The sequence below is a fragment of the Streptomyces sp. NPDC044044 genome, assembly GCF_056434405.1.
In genome coordinates, this window is record NZ_JBWKFG010000008.1 from 210,062 (window position 1) to 229,296 (window position 19,235).

Below are 19,235 nucleotides of genomic sequence, written 5' to 3' on the forward strand. Positions count from 1 at the left end.
AGCACGATACCCCTGGGGGTATTTCGGCCCGCCGGGGTGAGAGCCTTGGATCAACGAAAGGACAGCCCCACATGACTTTCCCCGCCGATCTGGCCCCCGCCCAGGCCGCAGCACGCCTGGACCGGTACACCGTCATCGACGTCCGCACCCCGGGCGAGTACGCCTCCGGCCACATCCCCGGATCCCACAACATTCCCGTGGACCACCTGCACACGGCGCTGCCCGAGCTCAAGGCCGCCGCCGCCCGCGGCGAGCTCCTGATGGTCTGCGCCTCCGGGAACCGCTCCGCCACCGCGTGCGCCGAGCTGGCCGCCGCCGACATCCCCGCCGCCACCCTCGCAGGCGGCACCGCCGCATGGGCCGAGCAGGGCCACCCGCTGCAGCCCTCCGAAGGCGCGCCGAAGGCCTGGGCGATGGAACGCCAGGTCCGCCTCGCCGCCGGGTCCCTCGTCCTCCTCGGCATCGCCGCCGGCACCCGCTGCCGGGCCGCGCGCCTGCTGGCCGCCGGTGTCGGCGCGGGCCTCGTCTTCTCCGCCGTGACCAACACCTGCGGCATGGCGGTCGCCCTGGCCAGGCTTCCCCACAACCGCCCGCGCGCCACCGACCTCCGCACCACGCTGGAAGCCCTGCAGCGCTAACCGCTGACCGCGGGGCGGCCCGCGCTCAGTGGATGCGGCGCGCCCGGTGCGGCCGGGCCGTGAGGCGTACGTCCGCCTCCAGGGTGCGCGGCGCCGCGGCCGCCCGCGCCTCGGCGACGGTGCCGCGGGCGAGCTCGCTCAGCACCGCTTCCGGACAGGCGTCGGGGCCGAGGACCAGAGTGATGCGGGCCCGCAGCCGCCGGGGGCGTCCGAGCAGGCGTACGTGGGCGCGGGCGACGCCGTCCACGGCTCGGGCACGTTCGGTCATCACGGCGGCCAGAGCCGTGGCGGACAGGGTGACACCGGGCTGCCCGAGGGGGAGTTCGCGCAGCCGGCCGGTGCGGAGCTGGGCGAAGGACCACCAGAGGAACAAGGCGGCGCCGACGGCAAGCGCGGCGATCACGACGGGCGGCCACCAGTCGTGATCACGCCAGCGGCCGAGCAACTCCTGGTCCAGCCACACCCGGTCGGCGCCGATACGGGGCACGGCCGACGGCAGCCGATCGCGGACGGGGGCGGTCACGGAGGCCAGCGCGGCTCCGCAGGCCAGGAGAACTGCCGCCGAGCAGAACAGAGTCGAGCGGTTCACGCCGCCACGCAGCCGGCTCATCAGGGGGTGCTCCTCTTTGCCGCGGTGGGCACGCTCGCGGACTCGGACTCGGACTCGGAGGCGGACGCGGACGCGGGCCCGTGCTCGGACTCGGGCCCGTGCTCGGGCGCCGGGGCGCGCCAGCCCGGTTCCGTCCTCAGCCGCACGCGCAGCCGCAGCGGCCTGGCGAGGCCGAGCCCGGCGGCCGCGGCCTCGGCGGCCTCGGTCACCGCCCGCCGCGCGCCGTCCCGTTCACCGAACTCAAGACCGGCGCGCACCCGTGCCCTGCGGCGGCCGACCCGGACCAGGACCCGGCCGACGCCGGGCACGTCGGCCACGGCGTCCCGCAGGAAACCGGCGACCGCCCGGCGTTCCAGGACCGCGTGCACGCCCGGCAGCGGCGGCCGCATCGGCAGACCGCTGCGACGGCCCGGCGTGACGGCGAGGACCAGCAGCCACACGCCGAGCACGAGGACGACGGCCGCCGCGAGGACGCCGGAGGCCGTGGTGCCGTGCGGGCCATGCGTGGAAAGCCACTCCATCACCTCCACCCGCCACCGGGCGGGAGCGTGGCCGGCCGCGTGCACCGACACCACGTCGTACAGCAGCACACCGCAGAGAGCGGCCGCGACGAGGGTGAACACCGCGATCGGCAGGCGCCGTTGGGACCACGGGCGCCGCGCGCGAACCCCGGCAGCCTCCGCGGCCCCCGCGCCCGCCTCCGGAGGCGCGAGCTGCCCGGCGGACCGCTCGCGGGGGGACAGACCCCGGACGCGGATCCGCGCGGACGGCACGGTGAGCCCGGTGAGCCGGGCGGTGCGCTCGGCGACGTGCGACCGCACGCTCTCGCCCGCCTCGTCGAGCACGGCGGGATAAGGCAGGGTCACGGTGACGCCGACCCGGGCCCTGCGGCCCCGCACGGACGCCGACCCCCGGGCGGCCTGGACCGCGCCGGGTGCCAGGGCCTCCGTCGCCGCGCGTTCCGCGATGCGCCGCACCGCGCGGTCCGCGACGGTCGTCGAACCGCGCTCCGCGGCGGGCGTGGTCATCGGCGCTCCCGGTCGCGCCCGCCGAGGAAGGCACGCAGGTCCGTGCCCTCGTCCACGAGACGACCCAGGACGAAGCCGACCGCGCCGAGCGCGGCGACCAGGAGGAACGCGCCGAAGCCGCCGAACCATCCGGCGAATCCCAGGGCCATGCCCGCCATCAGACCGACCAGAGCTGTGCTCACCACTCACCTCACACCACAGAAGGGGACGTCTCGCACCACCGGAAGGTGGCCCGCGTGGGGCGGTGGGCTACTCGACGCGTGTCTCGCCGCCGGAGTCCGCGGTGTCGTCCTCGGGCAGGTGGACGTCGTTGACGGCGACGTTCACCTCGACCACTTCGAGGCCGGTGATGCGCTCCACCGCCGAGATGACGTTCTCGCGCACGTCATGGGCGACGTCCGTGATGGGCACGCCGTAGTCGACGACGATGTCGAGGTCGATCGCGGTCTGCCGCTCGCCGACCTCGACCTTCACCCCGCGGCCGACGTTCGGGCGCCCGCCGGGAACACGGTCGCGCACGGCGCCGATGGTGCGGGACAGGCCGCCGCCCATGTCGAACACGCCGGGGATCTCGCGTGCCGCCATTCCGGCGATCTTCACGACCACGACATCGGCGATGGAGGTCTTGCCCCGCGTCGCCGCCGGTTCGGCCGCGCCGGTTTTGCCCGTGACGGTGGTGGCTCCGAGGCTCTTCTGCGCCCCGCCGGTGAGGTCATTCCCGGTGCTGCCGGAGACGGCTGCGTTCGAAGTGAGGTCCTGCGTCGTCATGGTGGCATCTCCTGGTCGTCGTCAGGGATTTCTCGGTGGCTCGTGCTGTCGCTGTCGCTGTCGGTGCCGGCCCGTGCGAGGTGCACGTCTGAGGCTCTTCTCCTGCTCCGACCCGGATGCCGCGGGTCTGTTACGCGCCTCGCGGGATTTTTCTCGCCCGGCATGTAGCGTTCCTGGGCCGCGTAACGCGGAGGGCCCTTCGTGTGTCGTACGAGCACGACCGAAGTGAGAGGAGCCGCGTGTGCCGGGCGACCGGGGTGGAACACCCGAGGAAGCGGATGCGTCGTCGAGACGCGAGGACGGCCTCCTCGCGGTGCGGGCGGCGGAGGGCGACGAGGAGGCCTTCGAGGCACTCGTGCACCGCCACGCACCCATGGCGCTGCGCCTGGCCACGCGCCTGCTCGGGAGCCGTCCTGAGGCGGAGGACGCCGTACAGGACTCCTTCGTCAGCGCCTGGCGGGGGCTCCCGGAGTTCCGCAGGGACGCGCAGTTCGGTACGTGGATCTACCGCATCGTCACCAACCGCTGCCTGAACCTGCTGCGTTCGCGGCGGCCGGTCGTGGCCCTGGACAGCCTGCCCGAGCCGCCCGCTCCGGAGCACGAGGTCTCGCCCGCACGGGTGGCCGAGGGGCACGCGGCCGTGGCGGACCTGGCGCGGGCGATGGAGGGGCTCTCGCCGGAGCAGCGGGTGTGCTGGGTGCTGCGTGAGCTGGACGGCGCGCCCTACGAGTCCATCGCCGAGACGGTCGGGATCAGTCCGGAGGCGGTCCGTGGCCGGGTCTTCAGGGCGCGGCGCTATCTGACGGAGGCGATGGCCGCATGGCGATGAACGGGGAATCCGTACCGGACGAGGAGCGGGAGGCGGGCTTCGGAGTGCTGCCTGAGCCTGAGGACGAACTGCTGCCCTGCGGGCGCGAGTTGTCACACGTATGGGAACAGTGGGAGGCGGGCGTGCCCGACCCCCACGCCGACAGCTGCCCGCACTGCGCGCAGGCTCTGGACGCCTTGCGGCACCTTGAGGGAATCGTTACGGAGGCGCGCGACACGACGCCGCGGGAGCCGGACGCCTCCGTGCTCACCGGCCGTGTCATGGACGTGGTGCGGCTTGAACTGCGGCCGGGCCGTACGCTGCCGCTCGGCGACGAGGACGAGGACGCCTGGATCGTGGAGGCCGCCGCCGCCCGGACGGTGCGGGCGGCGGCCGAGTCGCTGCCGGGCGTGCGCGCGGGCAGCTGCCGCATCGGCCCGCTGGACGACGGGGCGTTCCCGGCGCCGACGGGGCGCCTGGCGCGGGGCCCGGTCAGGGTCCGCGTCGAGGTCCAGGTCCCGCTCCTGTGGAACCTGCCGGAGATCGCGGACCGGGTGCGCGACCAGGTGCGGGAAGCCGTGGACGGCGAACTGGGCATGCGGATCGCGCTCGTCGACGTGACGATCACCGATGTCATCGACGACGACACCGAGGAAGGGCGGCGGCAGTGAACGACCGAGACGTTTCCCGCGTGCTGGCCGATGCCGTCGCAGAGGCGGTCATCGGCACCCCGGGGGTGGCCTTCCTGCGGCCGGGCCTCGCGGATCTCCTGCGCTCATCGGCCGTGCTGAGGCGGGGGCTCCCCAATGCTCCGGCGGGCTCCGCCGGAGTGCAGGTGCGGCGGCGGAAGGACACCCAGGACTGGAGCGTGGAGGTGTACGTCGTCCTGCACCGCGGACGGCGGGCCCTGGACGTGACACGAGAGGTGCGCGCGGCCGCCGCGCAGGCCGTCCAGCGGGTGACCGGGGAGCCGGCCGCGCCCGGGATCGCCGTCACGGTCACGGGACGCGTCTGAGGCACACGGCCACCGTCCGGCACCGACCATCCGGCACCGGCCATCCGACACCCGTCCCTCCCTCACGCCTCGCTGAACAAGCGCCCCTCCACGGCCAGGGCGAGCACGGCGCGCGGGTCGGCCTCCGCGCCGCGGCGGAACGCGTGTTCGAAGGTCTGGTTCCCGACGGCCGCGCGGGCACGGCCCCAGGACGCCTCGCGGACGTCGTGCAGCTCGGGCGTACCGCGCTGGCCGTGCCCCACGGAACGCCAGTAGGTCTGGCCGGTTCCCGACAGCAGGGCCGATGTCTCCCCCTGGCCGAGGGCGGCCGCTGCCGCGGCGAGCACGTCCATGCCCAGGGCGATGCCGAAGCTGTCGCCCAGGCGGCGCTTGCCGTCCAGCATCGCGCGGGCGTGCTCGGCGGCCCGGCCAGGAGCGTCCTGGGCCAGCGCGATCAGTGCGAGCTGGTAGTCGGTGTAGGCGCGGGTCCAGCATTCATCCCTCGCGGCGCAGTCCTCCCGGAGCGAGGCGGCGCGCGCCGCGGCTTCGTCGAGGCGGCCGAGCCCGGTGAGGGCGAAGACCCGTACGAGGTGACAGCGGAGCACCGAAGGCGACGCGAAGGCAGGGCCCGAGGTCCGGCCGAGCGCGTGGCCCGCCACGTCGAGGGCGGCGCGGGGTTCGCCGGACAGCAGGTGGGTGATGCCGAGGAGGTAGGCCGCGGCGAGTTGGCCCTCCACGTCCTCGTCGCGCGCCGCGGTTCGCGCGCATTCCCGGCTCAGCTCGGCCGCCTGGTCGTGCCGGCCCTGCAGCAGGACGACGACGCCGAGCGCCCAGCGGGCCCTCGCGCGCGCGGGGCTGTCCGTGTCGCACAGCAGGAGTGCCTGGCCCAAGTAGCTGCGGGCCTCGCGCAGATGACCGCAGCAGCTCCAGAAGAACGCGACCAGACCGACGAGTTCGAGGGCGCGCTCGGGTTCGGATCCGGCGAGATGGTCCAGGGCGGCGCACAGGTCGGTGTGCGACGTGGCGACGCGCCGGTACCACGTGACCTGTTCCGTGCCCATCCAGCCCTCGTCGGCCAGGCGGGCAAGGCGGAGGAAGTGGTCCGCGTGCCGGGCGGCCGCCGCGCCTTCCTCCTGGAGCTCGGCCAGCCACATCGCCCCGTACTCGCGGACGGTGTCGAGCAGGCGGTAGCGGCCGCTCGTGTCGTGGCCGACCACGGATTTGGCGATCAGTCCCGCGAGCGCGTCAGGCAGGGTGTCGGCGGTGAGCGGGCCTCCCGAGCAGACGCCCCGCACCGCGTCGTCGTCGAAGGAGCCGCGGAAGACCGAGAGCCTCGCCCACAGCAGGCGTTCCAGGGGCTCGCACAGTTCGTGACTCCAGCCGATGGCCGTACGCAGGGTCCGGTGCCGCCTCGGCCAGATGGGGGCAGCCGACTGCAACTCGCCCTGGTGCGAGCGCAGCCGGGCGGCGAGTTCGCGCGGAGAGTGGTGCGCCAGCTGGGCCGATGCCAGTTCGAGCGCGAGCGGAAGCCCGTCGAGGAGCTTGCAGATCTCCGCTGCGTGCTTCCGCTCCTCCGGTCGGTCCGCGCGTGCCCCGGGCGTGACGGCCGTGGCGCGCTCGAAGAGGAGGGTGAGCGCGTCGCTGTGGCACGGCAGTGGCTGGAGGCCGAGGAGCGTCTCGCCGTGCACGTCGAGCGGCTGTCTGCTGGTGATCAGGACGGTGAGCCGCGGACACGCGGTCAGCAGATCGGTGACCAGATTCCGGCAGGCGCCGACGAGATGTTCGCAGGAGTCGAGGACGAGCAGCCGCGGCCTGTCGGACAACCATTCGCAGAGGGCATCCAGAGGCATGCCGGGTGTGTGGTCGGCCAGGCCCACGGCGTCGGCCACGGCCGGGATCAGCAGGCGCTCGTCCGACAGCGCGCCGAGGTCGGCCCAGCACACGTCGCCGAGCAGCGCGGTGTCCTCGGCGGCCAGGGAGCGCAGGGTGTGCACGGCCAGGCGCGTCTTGCCCACGCCGCCCGTGCCGGTGAGCGTGGTCAGCCGATGCGTCACGAGAGTCGAGGCCAGAGTCTGTCCTTCGACCGTCCGCCCCACGAAGCGGTCCGTCTCCTCTGGAACGTTGCCCAACATCAGGACAGTCTCCACCAGTTGCGAAGGCGCGGACGACCATGAGCACGAAAGGGGAGGGGGTGGGGGGCTGACATTTATGCTACTGGTGAGTAAGGTCGCGGGTCGAGGATCGGAGTGGTCATGACCCGCACGTTCACAGTGTCCCGAAGCATCCTGGTCGAGGCGTCACCGCAGTCGGTGTACGAGCAGGTGAGCCGGCCCGATCTGATGGGGCGGTGGAGTCCCGAGAACCTCGGGGCGACCGTGCCCGCAGGCGAGTCGCCCGCCGGTGTCGGCCTGGAATTCGACGGGCACAACAAGCGCGGCCCGTTCCGCTGGACCACGCGCTGCACGGTGACCGAGGCCGATCCGGGCCGTCGTTTCGCCTTCCGCGTGCACGCGATCGGGCTCAAGCGCCCCCGGCTGCGGGCCCCGATCGCCACCTGGGAGTACCGGTTCGAGGACAAGAACGGTGCCACGAAGGTGACCGAGACCTGGACGGACGACCGGCGCTCCTGGCCGACCTTCGTGGCCAACGCCTTCGACCGGCTCGCCACGGGCGGAAAGACGTTCGCGGTCTTTCAGGTCGGCAACATCGACAGGACGCTGCGGAATCTCAAGCGGGAGCTGGAGACGGCAGGCTGAGCCTGCGGCGTGCCCTCCGCACGGACGGCACGCCGCAACGGGCTACGCCCTCACCTTCGCGGAGGCCTCGTCGCGGTCGCCGCTCGGCGGCCCGGTGATCGGAGCGATCGGTGTGTCCGCCGCGCGTACCCAGCGCGGCCCCTGGGGCCCGTACACCGCGCGCGGCTCCGGGAAGGCCGCGAGCAGGGCGAGATAGACGGCCGCCGCGACGGCCGCTCCCAGCGGGAGGCTGATGTCGGCGCCGTTCGCGAGGTCGCCGAGCGGCCCGACGAACTGCCCGGGGATGTTGGTGAACAGCACGCCGGTCACCGCACCGGTCCACCAGGCCGCCATGCCACGCCAGTTCCAGCCGCGCGCGAACCAGTAGCGGCCGCCGTGCTGCCGTCGCGTGAAGACCTGCAGCGCCTCGGGGTCGTACCAGCCGCGCCGGGTGACGTAGCCGAGCATCATGACGATCATCCACGGCACCGTGCAGGTGATGATCATCGTGGCGAACGTGGAGATCGCCTGGACCAGGTTGAAGCCGAACCGGCCCACGAAGATGAACGTGATCGACAGGACGCCGATCAGGACGGTGGCCTGAACACGGCCGAGCCGCGGGAAGACCGACGAGAAGTCCAGGCCGGTTCCGTACAGCGCGGTGGTCCCGGTCGACATGCCGCCGATCAGCGCGATCAGGCAGACCGGCAGGAAGTACCAGCCGGGCGCGATCGCGAGCAGCCCGCCGACGAAGTTCGGGGCGGCCGGGTCCATGTACTCGGGGGCCTGCTCGGCGATGATCGCCGCGGTCGCGAGGCCGAAGCCGAACGGCAGCACGGTGGCGACCTGCGAGAGGAAGGCCGCTCCCATCACCTTGCGCCGGGGTGTCTCGGCCGGGATGTAGCGGGCCCAGTCACCCAGGAAGGCGCCGAAGGAGACCGGGTTGGACAGCACGATCAGCGCGGCGCCGATGAAGGACGGCCAGAACAGGTCCTGGGTGGCCCGGTCGGCGTCGGGCGTGAAGATCCCGGTGTACGAGGGATCGAAGTCCCCGGCGAAGGCGACGAGGCCGAGGACGAACAGCAGGGTCGCCGCCACCACCGCGATCTTGTTGACGAGCAGCATGAAGCGGAAACCGTAGACACACACGGCGAGCACCAGCGCGGCGAAGAGGGCGTACGCGCAGCCGTAGGCCACATCGCTCTCCGGCACGCCGAGGAGCCGGTGCGCCCCGCCGATGAGTGCGTCGCCCGAGCTCCACACCGAAAGGGAGAAGAACGCCACGGCGGTGAGCAGGGAGAGGAAGGAGCCGACGATCCTGCCGTGCACGCCCAGATGTGCCGACGACGAGACGGCGTTGTTCGTGCCGTTGCGCGGCCCGAACACCGCCATCGGGGCGAGCAGCAGCGCCCCGATGAGCAGTCCGATGAGCATCGCCGCGAGCCCCTGCCAGAAGGAGAGGCCGAAGAGGATCGGGAACGCGCCGAGCACACAGGTGGCGAACGTGTTGGCGCCACCGAACGCGAGCCGGAACAGATCGAGCGGCCCGGCCGTGCGGTCCGCGTCCGGGATGCGTTCGACTCCGTGCGTCTCGACCTCGGTCACGGACGGCGATGACTCCATGGGCACAGGCAGCTCCCTGGGGGACGGCACCACGACGTACGCGGTGCGGTGGCGGAATTGCAGGGACCGTAGACGCCATGCGCCCCACCGCACCAGTGCCCGATTCGCACTGCGCGCGCCGACGTGATGGATGAATCGCACACCGCCCGCACCCGTGCCCGCTCAAGTACCTCTACAGGGCGTCGAGTTCGCGGACCACGCTCATGTCGTCGAAGGGGATGAGCTGTTCACCGACGATCTGGTGCGGTTCGCTTCCCTTGCCCGCGACGAGCACGATGTCGCCCCGCCGCGCGGCGGACAGCGCGCGTGCGATCGCGGCGCGGCGGTCGGCCACCCGGTGGAAGGGAGTCCCGGTGGACGCCAGACCGGGGACGATCTGGTCCAGGATGAGCTCGGGGTCTTCGTTGCGGGGGTTGTCCGACGTGAGGACGCACAGATCGGAGTGGCGGCCCGCGATCTCGCCCATCAGGGCGCGCTTGGTGGTGTCACGGTCGCCGCCGCAGCCGAAGACGGTGATCACCGAATCGGTCGCGAAGCCGCGGATCGTGGCGAGCACCTTCTCCAGCGAGTCGGGGGAGTGCGCGTAGTCGACGAGCACGCAGACACCCTGTGCGGTGGTGAAGCGCTCAAGGCGGCCCGGAGTGGGAGGCATCCGGTCCAAGGCCTCCACGAGGGCGGGCAGTTCATGTCCGAGCAGATGGCACGCGGCGAGGGTGGCCAGCGCGTTGGACACGGAGAAGCGGCCCGGTATCGGGATCGCCGCGGGGTACTTGCGGCCGTCGTGGTGGAGTGTGAAGCGGGTGCCCACCGCGTCCACGACCAGGTCGCTCGCCCGGTAGTCGGCCGTCGGCGCATCGAGACCGTACGTGGTCACAGCGCCCGGCATCAGGGCCATGATCTCGGCGCTGACGGGATCGTCGGCGTTGACCACCGCGCGTTCGCACAGGCCGGTGAAGAGGCGCAGCTTGGCGTTCTTGTAGTGCTCCATGGTGCCGTGGTCGTCCAGGTGGTCCTGGGTGAGATTGGTGAAGACACCGACGGAGACGGGCACATGGTCCAGGCGCCGCTCGAGCAGCCCCATGGACGTGGCCTCCAGCACCACGCTGCTCGCACCGCGGTCGCGCATGTGGCCCAGGAGGTAGTGCAGATCCGGTGACTCGGGGGTGCTGAGCACCGACCGCGGCATCGGGATCCGCTCCGTGCCGATCCGGCTCCCCGAGGTACCGATCACCCCCACCTTCGCGCCCTCGGCCAGCCTGAGCGCCGATTCGACCATGTACGAGACGGAGGTCTTGCCGTTCGTACCCGTGATCGCCACGACGTCCATCGCGCGGCCGGGCTCGCCGTAGTACCGGGAGGCGACGAGCGAGGCGCTGGCGCGTGCGTCGGTCACCCGCACCACGCACACCTGCCCGGCGACCGCCACGTCGGGCAGTGCGTCACCCTCGGAGAGGACCGCCACCGCCCCTCGTTCCAGTGCCCGGCTGATGCCCCCGGGCCCGCCCTCCTCATGGCCGGGTACGGCGACGTACAGCGATCCGGACGTCACTTGCCCGGGATCGAAGGTCATTCCGGCGGTGACCGGGACGCCCGGGTCACCGTGCAGAACATGGTGGTCGTGCCCGTCGAGCAGTGCGCTGAGCTTCACAACAGTCCCCTCGAAGGCGGATCGCGGCGCGCGCACGCCCGGCCTGAGAGGCAGGGGCGACGGTGAGCCGGAGTCCGCGGTGATGCGCGTGTAAGGCGAGCGGGGCCCCACAGGGGGATATCTGCGTGCGGGCCGAAGGGCCAAGACGGCCGAGGAACGCTACCTGTGCGCCGCACGACCGGTCGCCAAGGACCGGATCCGGGTCGTGGAGGGCTGATCACAGATGGCCGGGCGGAGCAGGGACCTGCCCGACACCGCTTCAGTGTACGTCCGCGAAGGCTCGCGGCAGACGTGCCGGAAACTCGCTGGCCACGGTGCACGGGCCATTCCTACGATCATGACCGGTTCGTCCCCCGCTCCCGCACGTCGCCGCATCAGAAAGGGCCGCAGTGACCCAGACCGAGGACACCGTTCACCTGGTGCGCGAAACGCTCGGCACGGATGTCGTCGGCATCTATCTGTACGGTTCCGCCTTGCTCGGCGGATTGCGGCCGCACAGCGACATCGACCTGTTCGCCGTCGTGGAGCAGCCTCTGACGGCCGGGCGGCGCGGCGAACTCGTCGAGGGCCTGCTGGAACTCTCCGTCTGGCCGCCCCGGGGAGGCGGGGAGCGCCCCGTCGAGCTGACGCTCGTCGTCCGGCGCGAGGTCACGCCCTGGAGGTACCCGCCGCGCTGTGAATTCCAGTACGGGGAGTGGCTGCGGGAGGAGTACGAGCGCGGGCAGCTGCCGTCGCCGGTGCCCAGCCCGGATCTGGCGCCCTTGATCACGATGGTGCTGCTCGCGGACTCACCGCTGGCCGGGCCGCCACCGGGCGAGGTGCTGGCTCCCGTACCCGCCGAGGACCTCGCTCGTGCGATCGTCGCCGGGGTGCCGGATCTGCTGGCGGACCTCGCGTCGGACACGCGCAACGTCGTCCTGACGCTGGCCCGGATCTGGATGACTCTGGCGACCGGGACGCTGACGTCCAAGGACGTCGCGGCCGACTGGGCGCTCGCCCGGCTCCCGGCGGCCCACCGGCCCGTGCTCGCCCACGCCCGGACCGTGTACGTCACGGGGGCGGGGGAGCGCTGGCGCGAACTGGGGCCGCTGGTGGGCGCGTACGCCGCCCATGTCGCCGGGGTGATCGAGGTGCTGGCCGGGGCGGGCTCGGCCTGAATCGAGGTGCTGGCCCGGGGCGGGGCTCGGCCTGAGGGGTCCGGCAGCACCTCTCAACTGCCGTTATCCGGCGACCTCTTGACGTGAATGCGTCACTCGGTATGGTCTAGTCCAACGGCGGGAGTTATTCCGGATAGCCGCAGCTCCGGTGTGTCCGGCGCGCTCCCGACCGCACACCCCCCCACACCCCCGCACCCCACATCCCCCCACCATGCGGCGGTCGGTCGTGCCTGAGCCGGCCCGCCCAAGGAGTGATCCCCATGCGTCTTCGTGTACTTGCCGCGCTGACCGCGACCGCGTCCGCCGCCGCACTCACCCTCCTGACCCTCGCGCCCAGCGCCTCGGCCGAGAAGGCGGAGCCGGGGAAGAAGGCTGCCGCGGCTGAATTCCCCGTGAGCGAGGCCCAGTTCAACCAGATGTTCCCGAACCGGAACTCCTTCTACACCTACAGCGGCCTGACGGCGGCGCTCAGTGCCTATCCCGACTTCACCGGGACCGGCAGCGACACCGTACGCAAGCAGGAGGCCGCCGCCTTCCTGGCGAATGTCAGCCACGAGACGGGCGGCCTGGTCCACGTCGTCGAGCAGAACACCGCGAACTACCCGCACTACTGCGACAGTTCTCAGCCCTACGGCTGCCCGGCGGGCAACGACAAGTACTACGGACGCGGCCCGATCCAGCTCAGCTGGAACTTCAACTACAAGGCGGCGGGCGACGCCCTGAACATCGACCTCCTGAACAACCCCGACCTCGTGCAGAACGATGCGGCCGTGGCGTGGAAGACCGGCCTCTGGTACTGGAACACGCAGAACGGCCCGGGGACGATGACGCCGCACAACGCCATGGTCAACAGCGCGGGATTCGGCGAGACGATCCGCAGCATCAACGGAAGCCTGGAGTGCGACGGGAAGAACCCGGAGCAGGTGCAGAGCCGGATCAACAACTACACCCGGTTCACCGGGATCCTCAACGTCACCCCGGGCGACAAGCTCAGCTGCTGAGCCCCCCGGCGGCCGGGTGCCGCTGCTCCCCCTCGCCCCGCGGGCTTCGATTCCGCGGGGCGAGGGGTGATTTTCAGGGGGTGATTTTCGGCCAACATTAGTGCAGCGCTCAACCGTCGGCCGGGAGGGGCTGGTTGGCTCCGTAAGTGATCAATAGCCTGGTGGACGTTGCCTGTCTCTGACCTAGGAGCTTCATGTCCACCGCGCAGCAGGTCCCCGACATCCTCTCGCCCGAGTTCGCCAAGAACCCGTACCCGGCCTATCAGGCGATGCGGAAGAACGCGCCGCTCTTCTGGCACGAGGCGACGCAGAGCTGGATCATCTCGCGGTACGAGGACGTCGAGCGCGTGTTCAAGGACAAGGGCTCTCAGTTCACCACCGACAACTACGACTGGCAGATCGAGCCCGTTCACGGCAAGACGATCCTCCAGCTCAGCGGCCGGGAGCACTCCGTGCGGCGCGCGCTCGTCGCTCCGGCGTTCCGCGGCAGCGACCTCCAGGAGAAGTTCCTGCCGGTCATCGAGCGCAACTCCCGCGAACTCATCGACACCTTCCGGCACACCGGCACCGTCGACCTGGTCGCGGACTACGCCACCCGTTTCCCCGTCAACGTGATCGCCGACATGCTCGGTCTGGACAAGTCCGACCACGCGCGCTTCCACGGCTGGTACACCACCGTCATCGCCTTCCTCGGCAATCTCGCGGGCGACGCCGAGGTCGCGGCGGCCGGCGAGCGCACCCGCGTGGAGTTCGCCGATTACATGATCCCGATCATCCAGGAGCGCCGGGGCAACCTGGGGGACGACCTGCTCTCCGCGCTGTGCGCCGCCGAGGTCGACGGCGTGCGCATGAGCGACGAGGACATCAAGGCCTTCTGCAGCCTGCTGCTCGCGGCGGGCGGCGAGACCACGGACAAGGCGATCGCCAGCATCTTCGCCAACCTCCTGATGCACCCCGAACAGCTCGAAGCCGTCCGGCAGGACCGCACCCTGATCGCCCGTGCCTTCGCCGAGACCCTGCGCCACACACCGCCGGTCCACATGATCATGCGGCAGTCGGCGACCGATGTGGAGGTCACCGGTGGCACCATCCCCGCCGGAGCCACCGTCACCTGCCTGATCGGCTCGGCCAACCGTGACGAGCAGCGCTACCGCGAGCCGGACCGCTTCGACATCTTCCGGGACGACCTGACCACGACGACCGCGTTCTCCGCCGCCGCCGACCACCTGTCCTTCGCCCTCGGCCGCCACTTCTGCGTGGGCGCCCTGCTGGCCAAGGCCGAGGTGGAGATCGGCGTCGGCCAGCTCCTCGACGCGATGCCCGACGTACGCCTCGCCGAGGGCTTCGACCCCGTCGAGCAAGGGGTGTTCACCCGCGGGCCGCAGTCGCTGCCGGTGCGGTTCACCCCCGTCACCGCCTGACCTCCGACCCCACCGGGGCGCCGCCCCAAGGCGGCGCCCCGGCCACGCTTCAGTGCGCCGCGGGCGTGAACCGCACCGGCAGCGACGTCAGGCCGCGCATCCAGATGGACGGGCGCCAGGTCAACTCGTGCGGCTCCACCGCGAGGACGAGGTCGGGCAGCCGCTCCAGGAGCGTCTCGACCGCGGTCCTCGCGATCACGTCGGCGAGCAGCGGAGCGGGGTAGGGGCAGCGGTGCTCGCCGTGGCTGAAGGAGAGATGCGCCGAGTTCTCCGGGCCGACGTGCGACTCGGGCCAGATCTGCGGGTCGGTGTTCGCCGCGGCGAGGCCGAGCACCAGACAGTCGCCCGCCCGGATCTGCCGCCCGCCGAGCTGGGTGTCGCGCACCGCCCAGCGGCCGATGAAGTTCTGGGTCGGGGTGTCGAGCCACAACACCTCGTTGAGCGCCTCGCCCACGCTCAGCCGTCCACCGGACACGTTCAGGGCGAACCGGTCGTCGGTCAGCATCAACCGCAGTGTGTTGCAGATCCAGTTGGCCGTCGGCTGCTGCGCGGCCGCGATGATGGAGATCAGGTCCTGGACGATCTCCTCGTCGGTGAGGCCCGCCGCATGCTGCAGCATCCGCGACGTGACGTCCGCGCCGGGCTTCTCCCGCTTCTCCTTGACCAGGAGCTGGATCCGCTCCGCGACGCGGGTGTACGCCGCCACGGGGTCGTCGCCCTCATGTGCGTCGAGCGAGATCCGCAGGTCGTCCACGAGCTGCTGCGTGTCCGTGCCCTCGTGCGGCATGCCGCACATCTGCACCGCGGCGATCATGGGCAGCGCGTGCGCGTACGCGTCCATTAGCTCGGCCTGGCCGCTGCCGGCGAACGAGGCGATGAGCCGGTCGGCGATCCGGGCGCTGTCCCGGGCGAGTTCGAACTGGTCGACCCCCTCAAGGGCCTCCGTGATCACCCCGGCCCGCCGCCGGTGCTCCTCGCCCTCGGTGAACAGGACCGACGGCTGGTAGCCGACGAAGGGGAGCAGCGGCCAGTCGGCGGGAATGTGGTCCCACTGGTTCCAGCGGCGCGAGTCGCGGGCGAACAGCTCGTCGTGGCCGGTCACATAGCTGACCTCGGAGTAGCCGAGCACCAGCCACGCGGGCACGTCACCGTCGAGGAGGACCGGCGCGACCGCACCGTGCTCCCTGCGCATGCTGCGGTAGAGCTGCGAAGGCGTCTGCTGGTACTCCAGACCGCCCAGACGCACCGCGCCCGCGTGGGCCGGGCACCCGGGTGGCGGGCTCTGCTCGTAAGGGGATCCGGTCGGCTCGGTCACGGTGTCATCTCCTGGGCCATGGCCAGTGCGTAGAGGTGGTCCACGAGGGTGATCAGGACGTCCTTGCCCGACGACCTCACCCGTGCGTCGCAGTCGATCAGCGGCACATGGTCGGGCAGCGCGAGGGCCTGGCGGATCTCATCGAGCGAATGGGCGGAGCTGTCGTCGTCGAAGCGGTTGACGGCCACCACGAACGGCGTCTTGTGATGCTCGAGACGGTCGATGGCGTACCAGGAGTCGTCCATCCGCCGGGTGTCGACCAGGACGACCGCGCCGAGCGTGCCCGAGAAGAGCCGGTCCCACAGGAACCAGAAGCGCTCCTGCCCGGGAGCGCCGAACAGATAGAGGACCACACGCTCGTTGAGACTGATGCGGCCGAAGTCGAAGGCCACCGTCGTGGTGGTCTTGGCGGCCACGTCGGCCGTCTCGTCGACACCGATGCCGGCCTGCGTCATCACCTCTTCGGTGTTCAGCGGACGGATCTCGCTGACCGACCGGACCAGCGTGGTCTTGCCGACCCCGAAGCCGCCCACGACGACGATCTTCAGGCCGGTCTCGGCAGTGTCGGACAGCGGCGTACGGGAGGGCAGCTCAGATGTTGCGGAGCCCATGGAGCACCTCCTTGAGAAGGGCGGAATCGGGGATCGACGCGGCCGAGCCGGCCGCGCGGGGATGACGGGCGGTGATCCGGCTCATCGCAAGGAGGTCACCCAGCAGGATCCGTACCACCGTGATCGGCAGCTTCATCTCCGCGGCGACCTCCACCACGGCCGTCGGATGCCGGCACAGTTCGAGGATCCGTACGTGCTCCGACTGCATCCCGGCAGTGGGCTCGCACTCGCTCACCACCAGAGTGACCAGGTCGAGTGAATCGTCGTCGGCGCGGCTGCGGCCACCGGTGACCGTGTACAGCCGGTCGGGGTCACCGATGTCCACGGGCCTGCGCGGCGGCGTCACGAGGAGCCGCTGCCTTCGTCCTGCGCGCGCGGCTCGGCGCGCAGATGTTCACCGATCTGCTCGACCAGCTCGGTCATCTGATGGCCCACCACACCCGGATCGGCGTTCTCCTCCGCCACGACCGCCAAGTGCGCCCCCAGGCCGGCTTCGACGATGAAGAGCAACCCGCCGTGGAATTCCGTCATCGAGTGCCGGACGCCGCCGGTGCCGTCGCCGAACTCCATGGATGCACCCTGGGCCAGCGCCTGGATGCCGGAGCAGATCGCCGCCAGCTGGTCAGCCTGGTCGAGCGTCAGATGCTCGCTCCAGCACAGCTTCAGGCCGTCCCGGGAGAGCACCAGGGCGTGCCGCGTACCGGGGGTGCGCTTCAGGAGGCTCTGCAGGAGCCAGGTCAGGCTGTTGTCAGTGGTCTGCATGGTAGGCGGGGCGAGATGCGCCGGGTCTGCCGGTCACCTGCCCGTCCCTCCAATCTCACGATCTTGAGCGGGGAAGGGGGCGCCAGAGCCCGGGCGCCGTGCGGGTGGCTTCGATCTACTCGGCGGGCGGCGGCCCGGACCCGGTGGGGGAATCGGGTGCCGCGGGGGAGCCGGGCACGTCGCCCGCAGCCCGCCGCGCACGGTGGAAGGCACCGAAACGGGAACCGGCGTCACGCGGCGGAAGACCCGCGTCGCCGGACATCGCCCCGGCCCCCGCCGCCGCGGCGGCGTCGGACGCCGCCCTGCGCTGCTCCCGCTCACGCTCCGCCTCGGCCATGGTGCGGCCGGGGGCGCGCACGGGCAGGCCGTTCGTCGTGGCGGCCGCGGGGCGGGCGGGCTGCGCGGGCTGGGGCGTGGGGTTCACGTCGGCCGGGGGCGGGACGGGGGCCGCGGGCGTCTCCGGGGCGGCGGGGCGCTCCGGGGCTGCCGCGACCTCCTGGGCCGCCTGGGCCGCCGGGGCGGTCGCCGGCTGGATGCTGCGGGGGGCGAGCTGCTGCGGAGCGGGGTCGCGCTGCTGGGCCAGGAGCTGCGGCGGCAGGAGCACCACGACGCCCGTGCCACCGCGCGAGGAAGGACGGAAGTTGATGCTCATGCCGTACTTGGCGGCGAGTCGTCCGACCACGGCGAGACCGAGGCGCGTGCCCTGCAGCGAGGCCAGGTCCGTCACATGCCCGGAGACCGACTCCTCGGCGCGGCGCATGGCCGCGTCGGCCATCTTCAGACCGCTGTCCTCGATCGTCACGACGATCCCGGCGCTGCGCTCCTCGACATAGACGTGCACCTCGTCGATGGGCGGGGAGAAGTTGGCCGCGTTGTCCATGAGTTCGGCGAGCACGTGCATGACGCCCTCGGCGGCGAACCCGGCGATCGCCACGGTCGTCGAGCAGTGCAGCCGTACGCGCTGGTAGGCGGAGATCCGGCCCACCGCGCCCCGCAGGATGCTCTCCATGACGATCGGTTTGTTCCACGCGCGGCTGGAGCGGCCACCCATCAACAGGGCGAGACGGTCGGTCATCAGACCCAGCTGGGAGGTGCTGTGGTCAAGGCGCAGCAGGTCGCCGAAGACCTCGACGCCGTGTCGTTCCTGCATGTCCCGCAGGTCGGCGAGCATGCCCACGGACTTGGCCTGGACGCGGCTCAGCGCCTTGGCGGATGCCGCCTGCGCGGCGGCGGCGCGCCGCTCGCTGTAGGCGAGTTCCCGTACGAACGATTCGGCGGGCACCCGCAGCAAGGGATTGCGCGGCCATTCGAGTCCGGCAAGGACCGTGTCCGCGGACGCGCCCTCGCGCAGCCGCTCGATCGCGGAAGGCAGGGTCACCGCCGTCAGCTGGTCCAACTCGGTTGCCGCCTGCGCGAGTTGCCCCTGCGCCTGGTCGCGCCGGGACTCGACGTCGGCGGCGTGCCGCACGGTCTCCTCCACCACGGACGCGAACACCTGGACGACCTGGCGCAGCTGCGGATCCGACGGAGGTGCCGTCTGCGCCAGGGTCTCGCTCGCGCTCGCCCCGTCGCGCAGCCGTTTCACGACGGTCGGCAGCGTGACGTTCACCAGATGCGCGGACTCGGCACCCTGGCGCGCCAACTGCGCCTTGAGGGAGGAGGCCTCGGCGTGGTCCGCGGCGGCGGCCGCGTGGACCCGCTTGGTGAGCAGCGAACTGCTCACGAGGGCGATCGCCAGGCAGAGCCAGCCGGCCGCGACGGAGGCCACCGTCCAGACCCGGGCGTCGTCAGGTGCCGAGAGGCTCGCGATGGCACCGGCCGCAGCGGTCACCACCAGCACGACCACGGGCACGGCCGACGCGGGCCGCCGCGCCTTCGCTATTCGGTGCGGGCTGGGGGGAGCAGGCACGGGCATTCAGCGGTCCCTCGGTCCTTGAGTACAGGTGAGCAACGAGCCGACCGAATTTGCGCATCGGTCGCAGGCCCGGTGGGAACACCAAAGAGGACGGTGAGCTTCCGGGCTACACATGGCGCCATGCTAGTCACCCCGCGGGGTGCGCAGGACCCAGAGGTGGAACAGTCCTCCCAAGAGAGCACTTCGCCGCGTTCTCGCCCC

20 protein-coding genes are annotated in these 19,235 nt (G+C 71.7%); 8 read left to right on the forward strand and 12 right to left on the reverse strand.

From position 1 onward, the window contains the following. Positions 1-71 precede the first annotated feature (71 nt). The gene (locus AC07AG_RS29010; protein ID WP_478759070.1) at positions 72-638 is read left to right on the forward strand and encodes a rhodanese-like domain-containing protein; all 567 of its coding nucleotides are present in this window, start codon (positions 72-74) and stop codon (positions 636-638) included. 25 nt (positions 639-663) lie between these two features. Here the strand turns inward: AC07AG_RS29010 and AC07AG_RS29015 are convergent, their stop codons facing one another. The 4 genes from AC07AG_RS29015 to AC07AG_RS29030 form a co-directional block, all read right to left on the reverse strand. Then, complete coding sequence (locus tag AC07AG_RS29015; RefSeq protein WP_478759071.1) at positions 664-1,248, reverse strand: alkaline shock response membrane anchor protein AmaP; 585 nt, start codon at positions 1,246-1,248, stop codon at positions 664-666. Continuing rightward, complete coding sequence (locus AC07AG_RS29020) at positions 1,248-2,276, reverse strand: DUF6286 domain-containing protein (RefSeq protein ID WP_478759072.1); 1,029 nt, start codon at positions 2,274-2,276, stop codon at positions 1,248-1,250. The genes AC07AG_RS29015 and AC07AG_RS29020 overlap by 1 nt, the downstream gene beginning before the upstream one ends. Then, positions 2,273-2,458, reverse strand: a complete 186-nt coding sequence (locus AC07AG_RS29025) for a hypothetical protein (RefSeq protein WP_249591687.1) — start codon at positions 2,456-2,458, stop codon at positions 2,273-2,275. Before AC07AG_RS29025 ends, AC07AG_RS29020 begins: the two co-directional genes overlap by 4 nt. A gap of 67 nt (positions 2,459-2,525) precedes the next feature. Then, positions 2,526-3,044 carry an Asp23/Gls24 family envelope stress response protein gene (locus AC07AG_RS29030; protein ID WP_478759073.1) on the reverse strand — a complete coding sequence of 173 codons (519 nt, stop codon included), beginning with the start codon at positions 3,042-3,044 and terminating at the stop codon, positions 2,526-2,528. Between the two features lie 241 nt (positions 3,045-3,285). Here AC07AG_RS29030 and AC07AG_RS29035 point away from each other — a divergent pair, with 241 nt between their 5' ends. Genes AC07AG_RS29035 through AC07AG_RS29045 form a run of 3 tightly spaced genes read left to right on the forward strand, consistent with a single transcriptional unit; the run spans position 3,286 to position 4,867 of the window. Next, positions 3,286-3,873, forward strand: coding sequence for an RNA polymerase sigma factor (locus tag AC07AG_RS29035; RefSeq protein ID WP_478759074.1), 588 nt, complete (start codon positions 3,286-3,288; stop codon positions 3,871-3,873). Beyond that, entirely contained in the window at positions 3,864-4,523 is a 660-nt protein-coding gene (locus AC07AG_RS29040; protein ID WP_478759075.1) for an Asp23/Gls24 family envelope stress response protein, read from the forward strand. Before AC07AG_RS29035 ends, AC07AG_RS29040 begins: the two co-directional genes overlap by 10 nt. Beyond that, on the forward strand, positions 4,520-4,867 hold the full coding sequence (locus AC07AG_RS29045; protein WP_478759076.1) for an Asp23/Gls24 family envelope stress response protein: 348 nt from the start codon (positions 4,520-4,522) through the stop codon (positions 4,865-4,867). The genes AC07AG_RS29040 and AC07AG_RS29045 overlap by 4 nt, the downstream gene beginning before the upstream one ends. Before the next feature lie 62 nt (positions 4,868-4,929). Here AC07AG_RS29045 and AC07AG_RS29050 read toward each other — a convergent pair whose 3' ends face one another. Continuing rightward, positions 4,930-6,978 (reverse strand): ATP-binding protein, encoded by a 2,049-nt coding sequence (locus AC07AG_RS29050; RefSeq protein ID WP_478759077.1) that lies wholly within the window; start codon positions 6,976-6,978, stop codon positions 4,930-4,932. A gap of 120 nt (positions 6,979-7,098) precedes the next feature. Between AC07AG_RS29050 and AC07AG_RS29055 the strand changes: the two genes are divergently transcribed. Next, the gene (locus AC07AG_RS29055; protein WP_478759078.1) at positions 7,099-7,602 is read left to right on the forward strand and encodes an SRPBCC family protein; all 504 of its coding nucleotides are present in this window, start codon (positions 7,099-7,101) and stop codon (positions 7,600-7,602) included. Positions 7,603-7,644: 42 nt separating this feature from the next. On the opposite strand, the gene AC07AG_RS29060 is transcribed toward AC07AG_RS29055, so the two are convergent. Beyond that, on the reverse strand, positions 7,645-9,204 hold the full coding sequence (locus AC07AG_RS29060) for a purine-cytosine permease family protein (RefSeq protein ID WP_478759079.1): 1,560 nt from the start codon (positions 9,202-9,204) through the stop codon (positions 7,645-7,647). Positions 9,205-9,376: 172 nt separating this feature from the next. Then, entirely contained in the window at positions 9,377-10,852 is a 1,476-nt protein-coding gene (locus tag AC07AG_RS29065) for a UDP-N-acetylmuramoyl-L-alanyl-D-glutamate--2,6-diaminopimelate ligase (protein WP_478759080.1), read from the reverse strand. 389 nt (positions 10,853-11,241) lie between these two features. Here AC07AG_RS29065 and AC07AG_RS29070 point away from each other — a divergent pair, with 389 nt between their 5' ends. The 3 genes from AC07AG_RS29070 (at position 11,242) to AC07AG_RS29080 (ending at position 14,431) form a co-directional block, all read left to right on the forward strand. Then, on the forward strand, positions 11,242-12,009 hold the full coding sequence (locus tag AC07AG_RS29070; protein WP_478759081.1) for an aminoglycoside adenylyltransferase family protein: 768 nt from the start codon (positions 11,242-11,244) through the stop codon (positions 12,007-12,009). Between the two features lie 260 nt (positions 12,010-12,269). Continuing rightward, positions 12,270-13,010: a chitinase gene (locus tag AC07AG_RS29075; protein WP_478759082.1), complete on the forward strand. Its 741-nt coding sequence runs from the start codon at positions 12,270-12,272 to the stop codon at positions 13,008-13,010. 194 nt (positions 13,011-13,204) lie between these two features. Next, positions 13,205-14,431 carry a cytochrome P450 gene (locus AC07AG_RS29080; protein ID WP_478759083.1) on the forward strand — a complete coding sequence of 409 codons (1,227 nt, stop codon included), beginning with the start codon at positions 13,205-13,207 and terminating at the stop codon, positions 14,429-14,431. Positions 14,432-14,480: 49 nt separating this feature from the next. On the opposite strand, the gene AC07AG_RS29085 is transcribed toward AC07AG_RS29080, so the two are convergent. The 5 genes from AC07AG_RS29085 to AC07AG_RS29105 all read right to left on the reverse strand — a co-directional run bounded on the left by AC07AG_RS29085 (position 14,481) and on the right by AC07AG_RS29105 (position 19,034). Then, positions 14,481-15,746, reverse strand: a complete 1,266-nt coding sequence (locus AC07AG_RS29085) for a cytochrome P450 (RefSeq protein ID WP_478759084.1) — start codon at positions 15,744-15,746, stop codon at positions 14,481-14,483. Continuing rightward, on the reverse strand, positions 15,743-16,357 hold the full coding sequence (locus AC07AG_RS29090) for a GTP-binding protein (RefSeq protein ID WP_361048688.1): 615 nt from the start codon (positions 16,355-16,357) through the stop codon (positions 15,743-15,745). Before AC07AG_RS29090 ends, AC07AG_RS29085 begins: the two co-directional genes overlap by 4 nt. Further along, positions 16,338-16,703 (reverse strand): DUF742 domain-containing protein, encoded by a 366-nt coding sequence (locus AC07AG_RS29095; protein ID WP_478759085.1) that lies wholly within the window; start codon positions 16,701-16,703, stop codon positions 16,338-16,340. Before AC07AG_RS29095 ends, AC07AG_RS29090 begins: the two co-directional genes overlap by 20 nt. Further along, positions 16,700-17,119 carry a roadblock/LC7 domain-containing protein gene (locus AC07AG_RS29100; RefSeq protein WP_249591702.1) on the reverse strand — a complete coding sequence of 140 codons (420 nt, stop codon included), beginning with the start codon at positions 17,117-17,119 and terminating at the stop codon, positions 16,700-16,702. Before AC07AG_RS29100 ends, AC07AG_RS29095 begins: the two co-directional genes overlap by 4 nt. 115 nt (positions 17,120-17,234) lie before the next feature. Next, the gene (locus AC07AG_RS29105; protein WP_478759086.1) at positions 17,235-19,034 is read right to left on the reverse strand and encodes a sensor histidine kinase; all 1,800 of its coding nucleotides are present in this window, start codon (positions 19,032-19,034) and stop codon (positions 17,235-17,237) included. Positions 19,035-19,235: the final 201 nt, after the last annotated feature.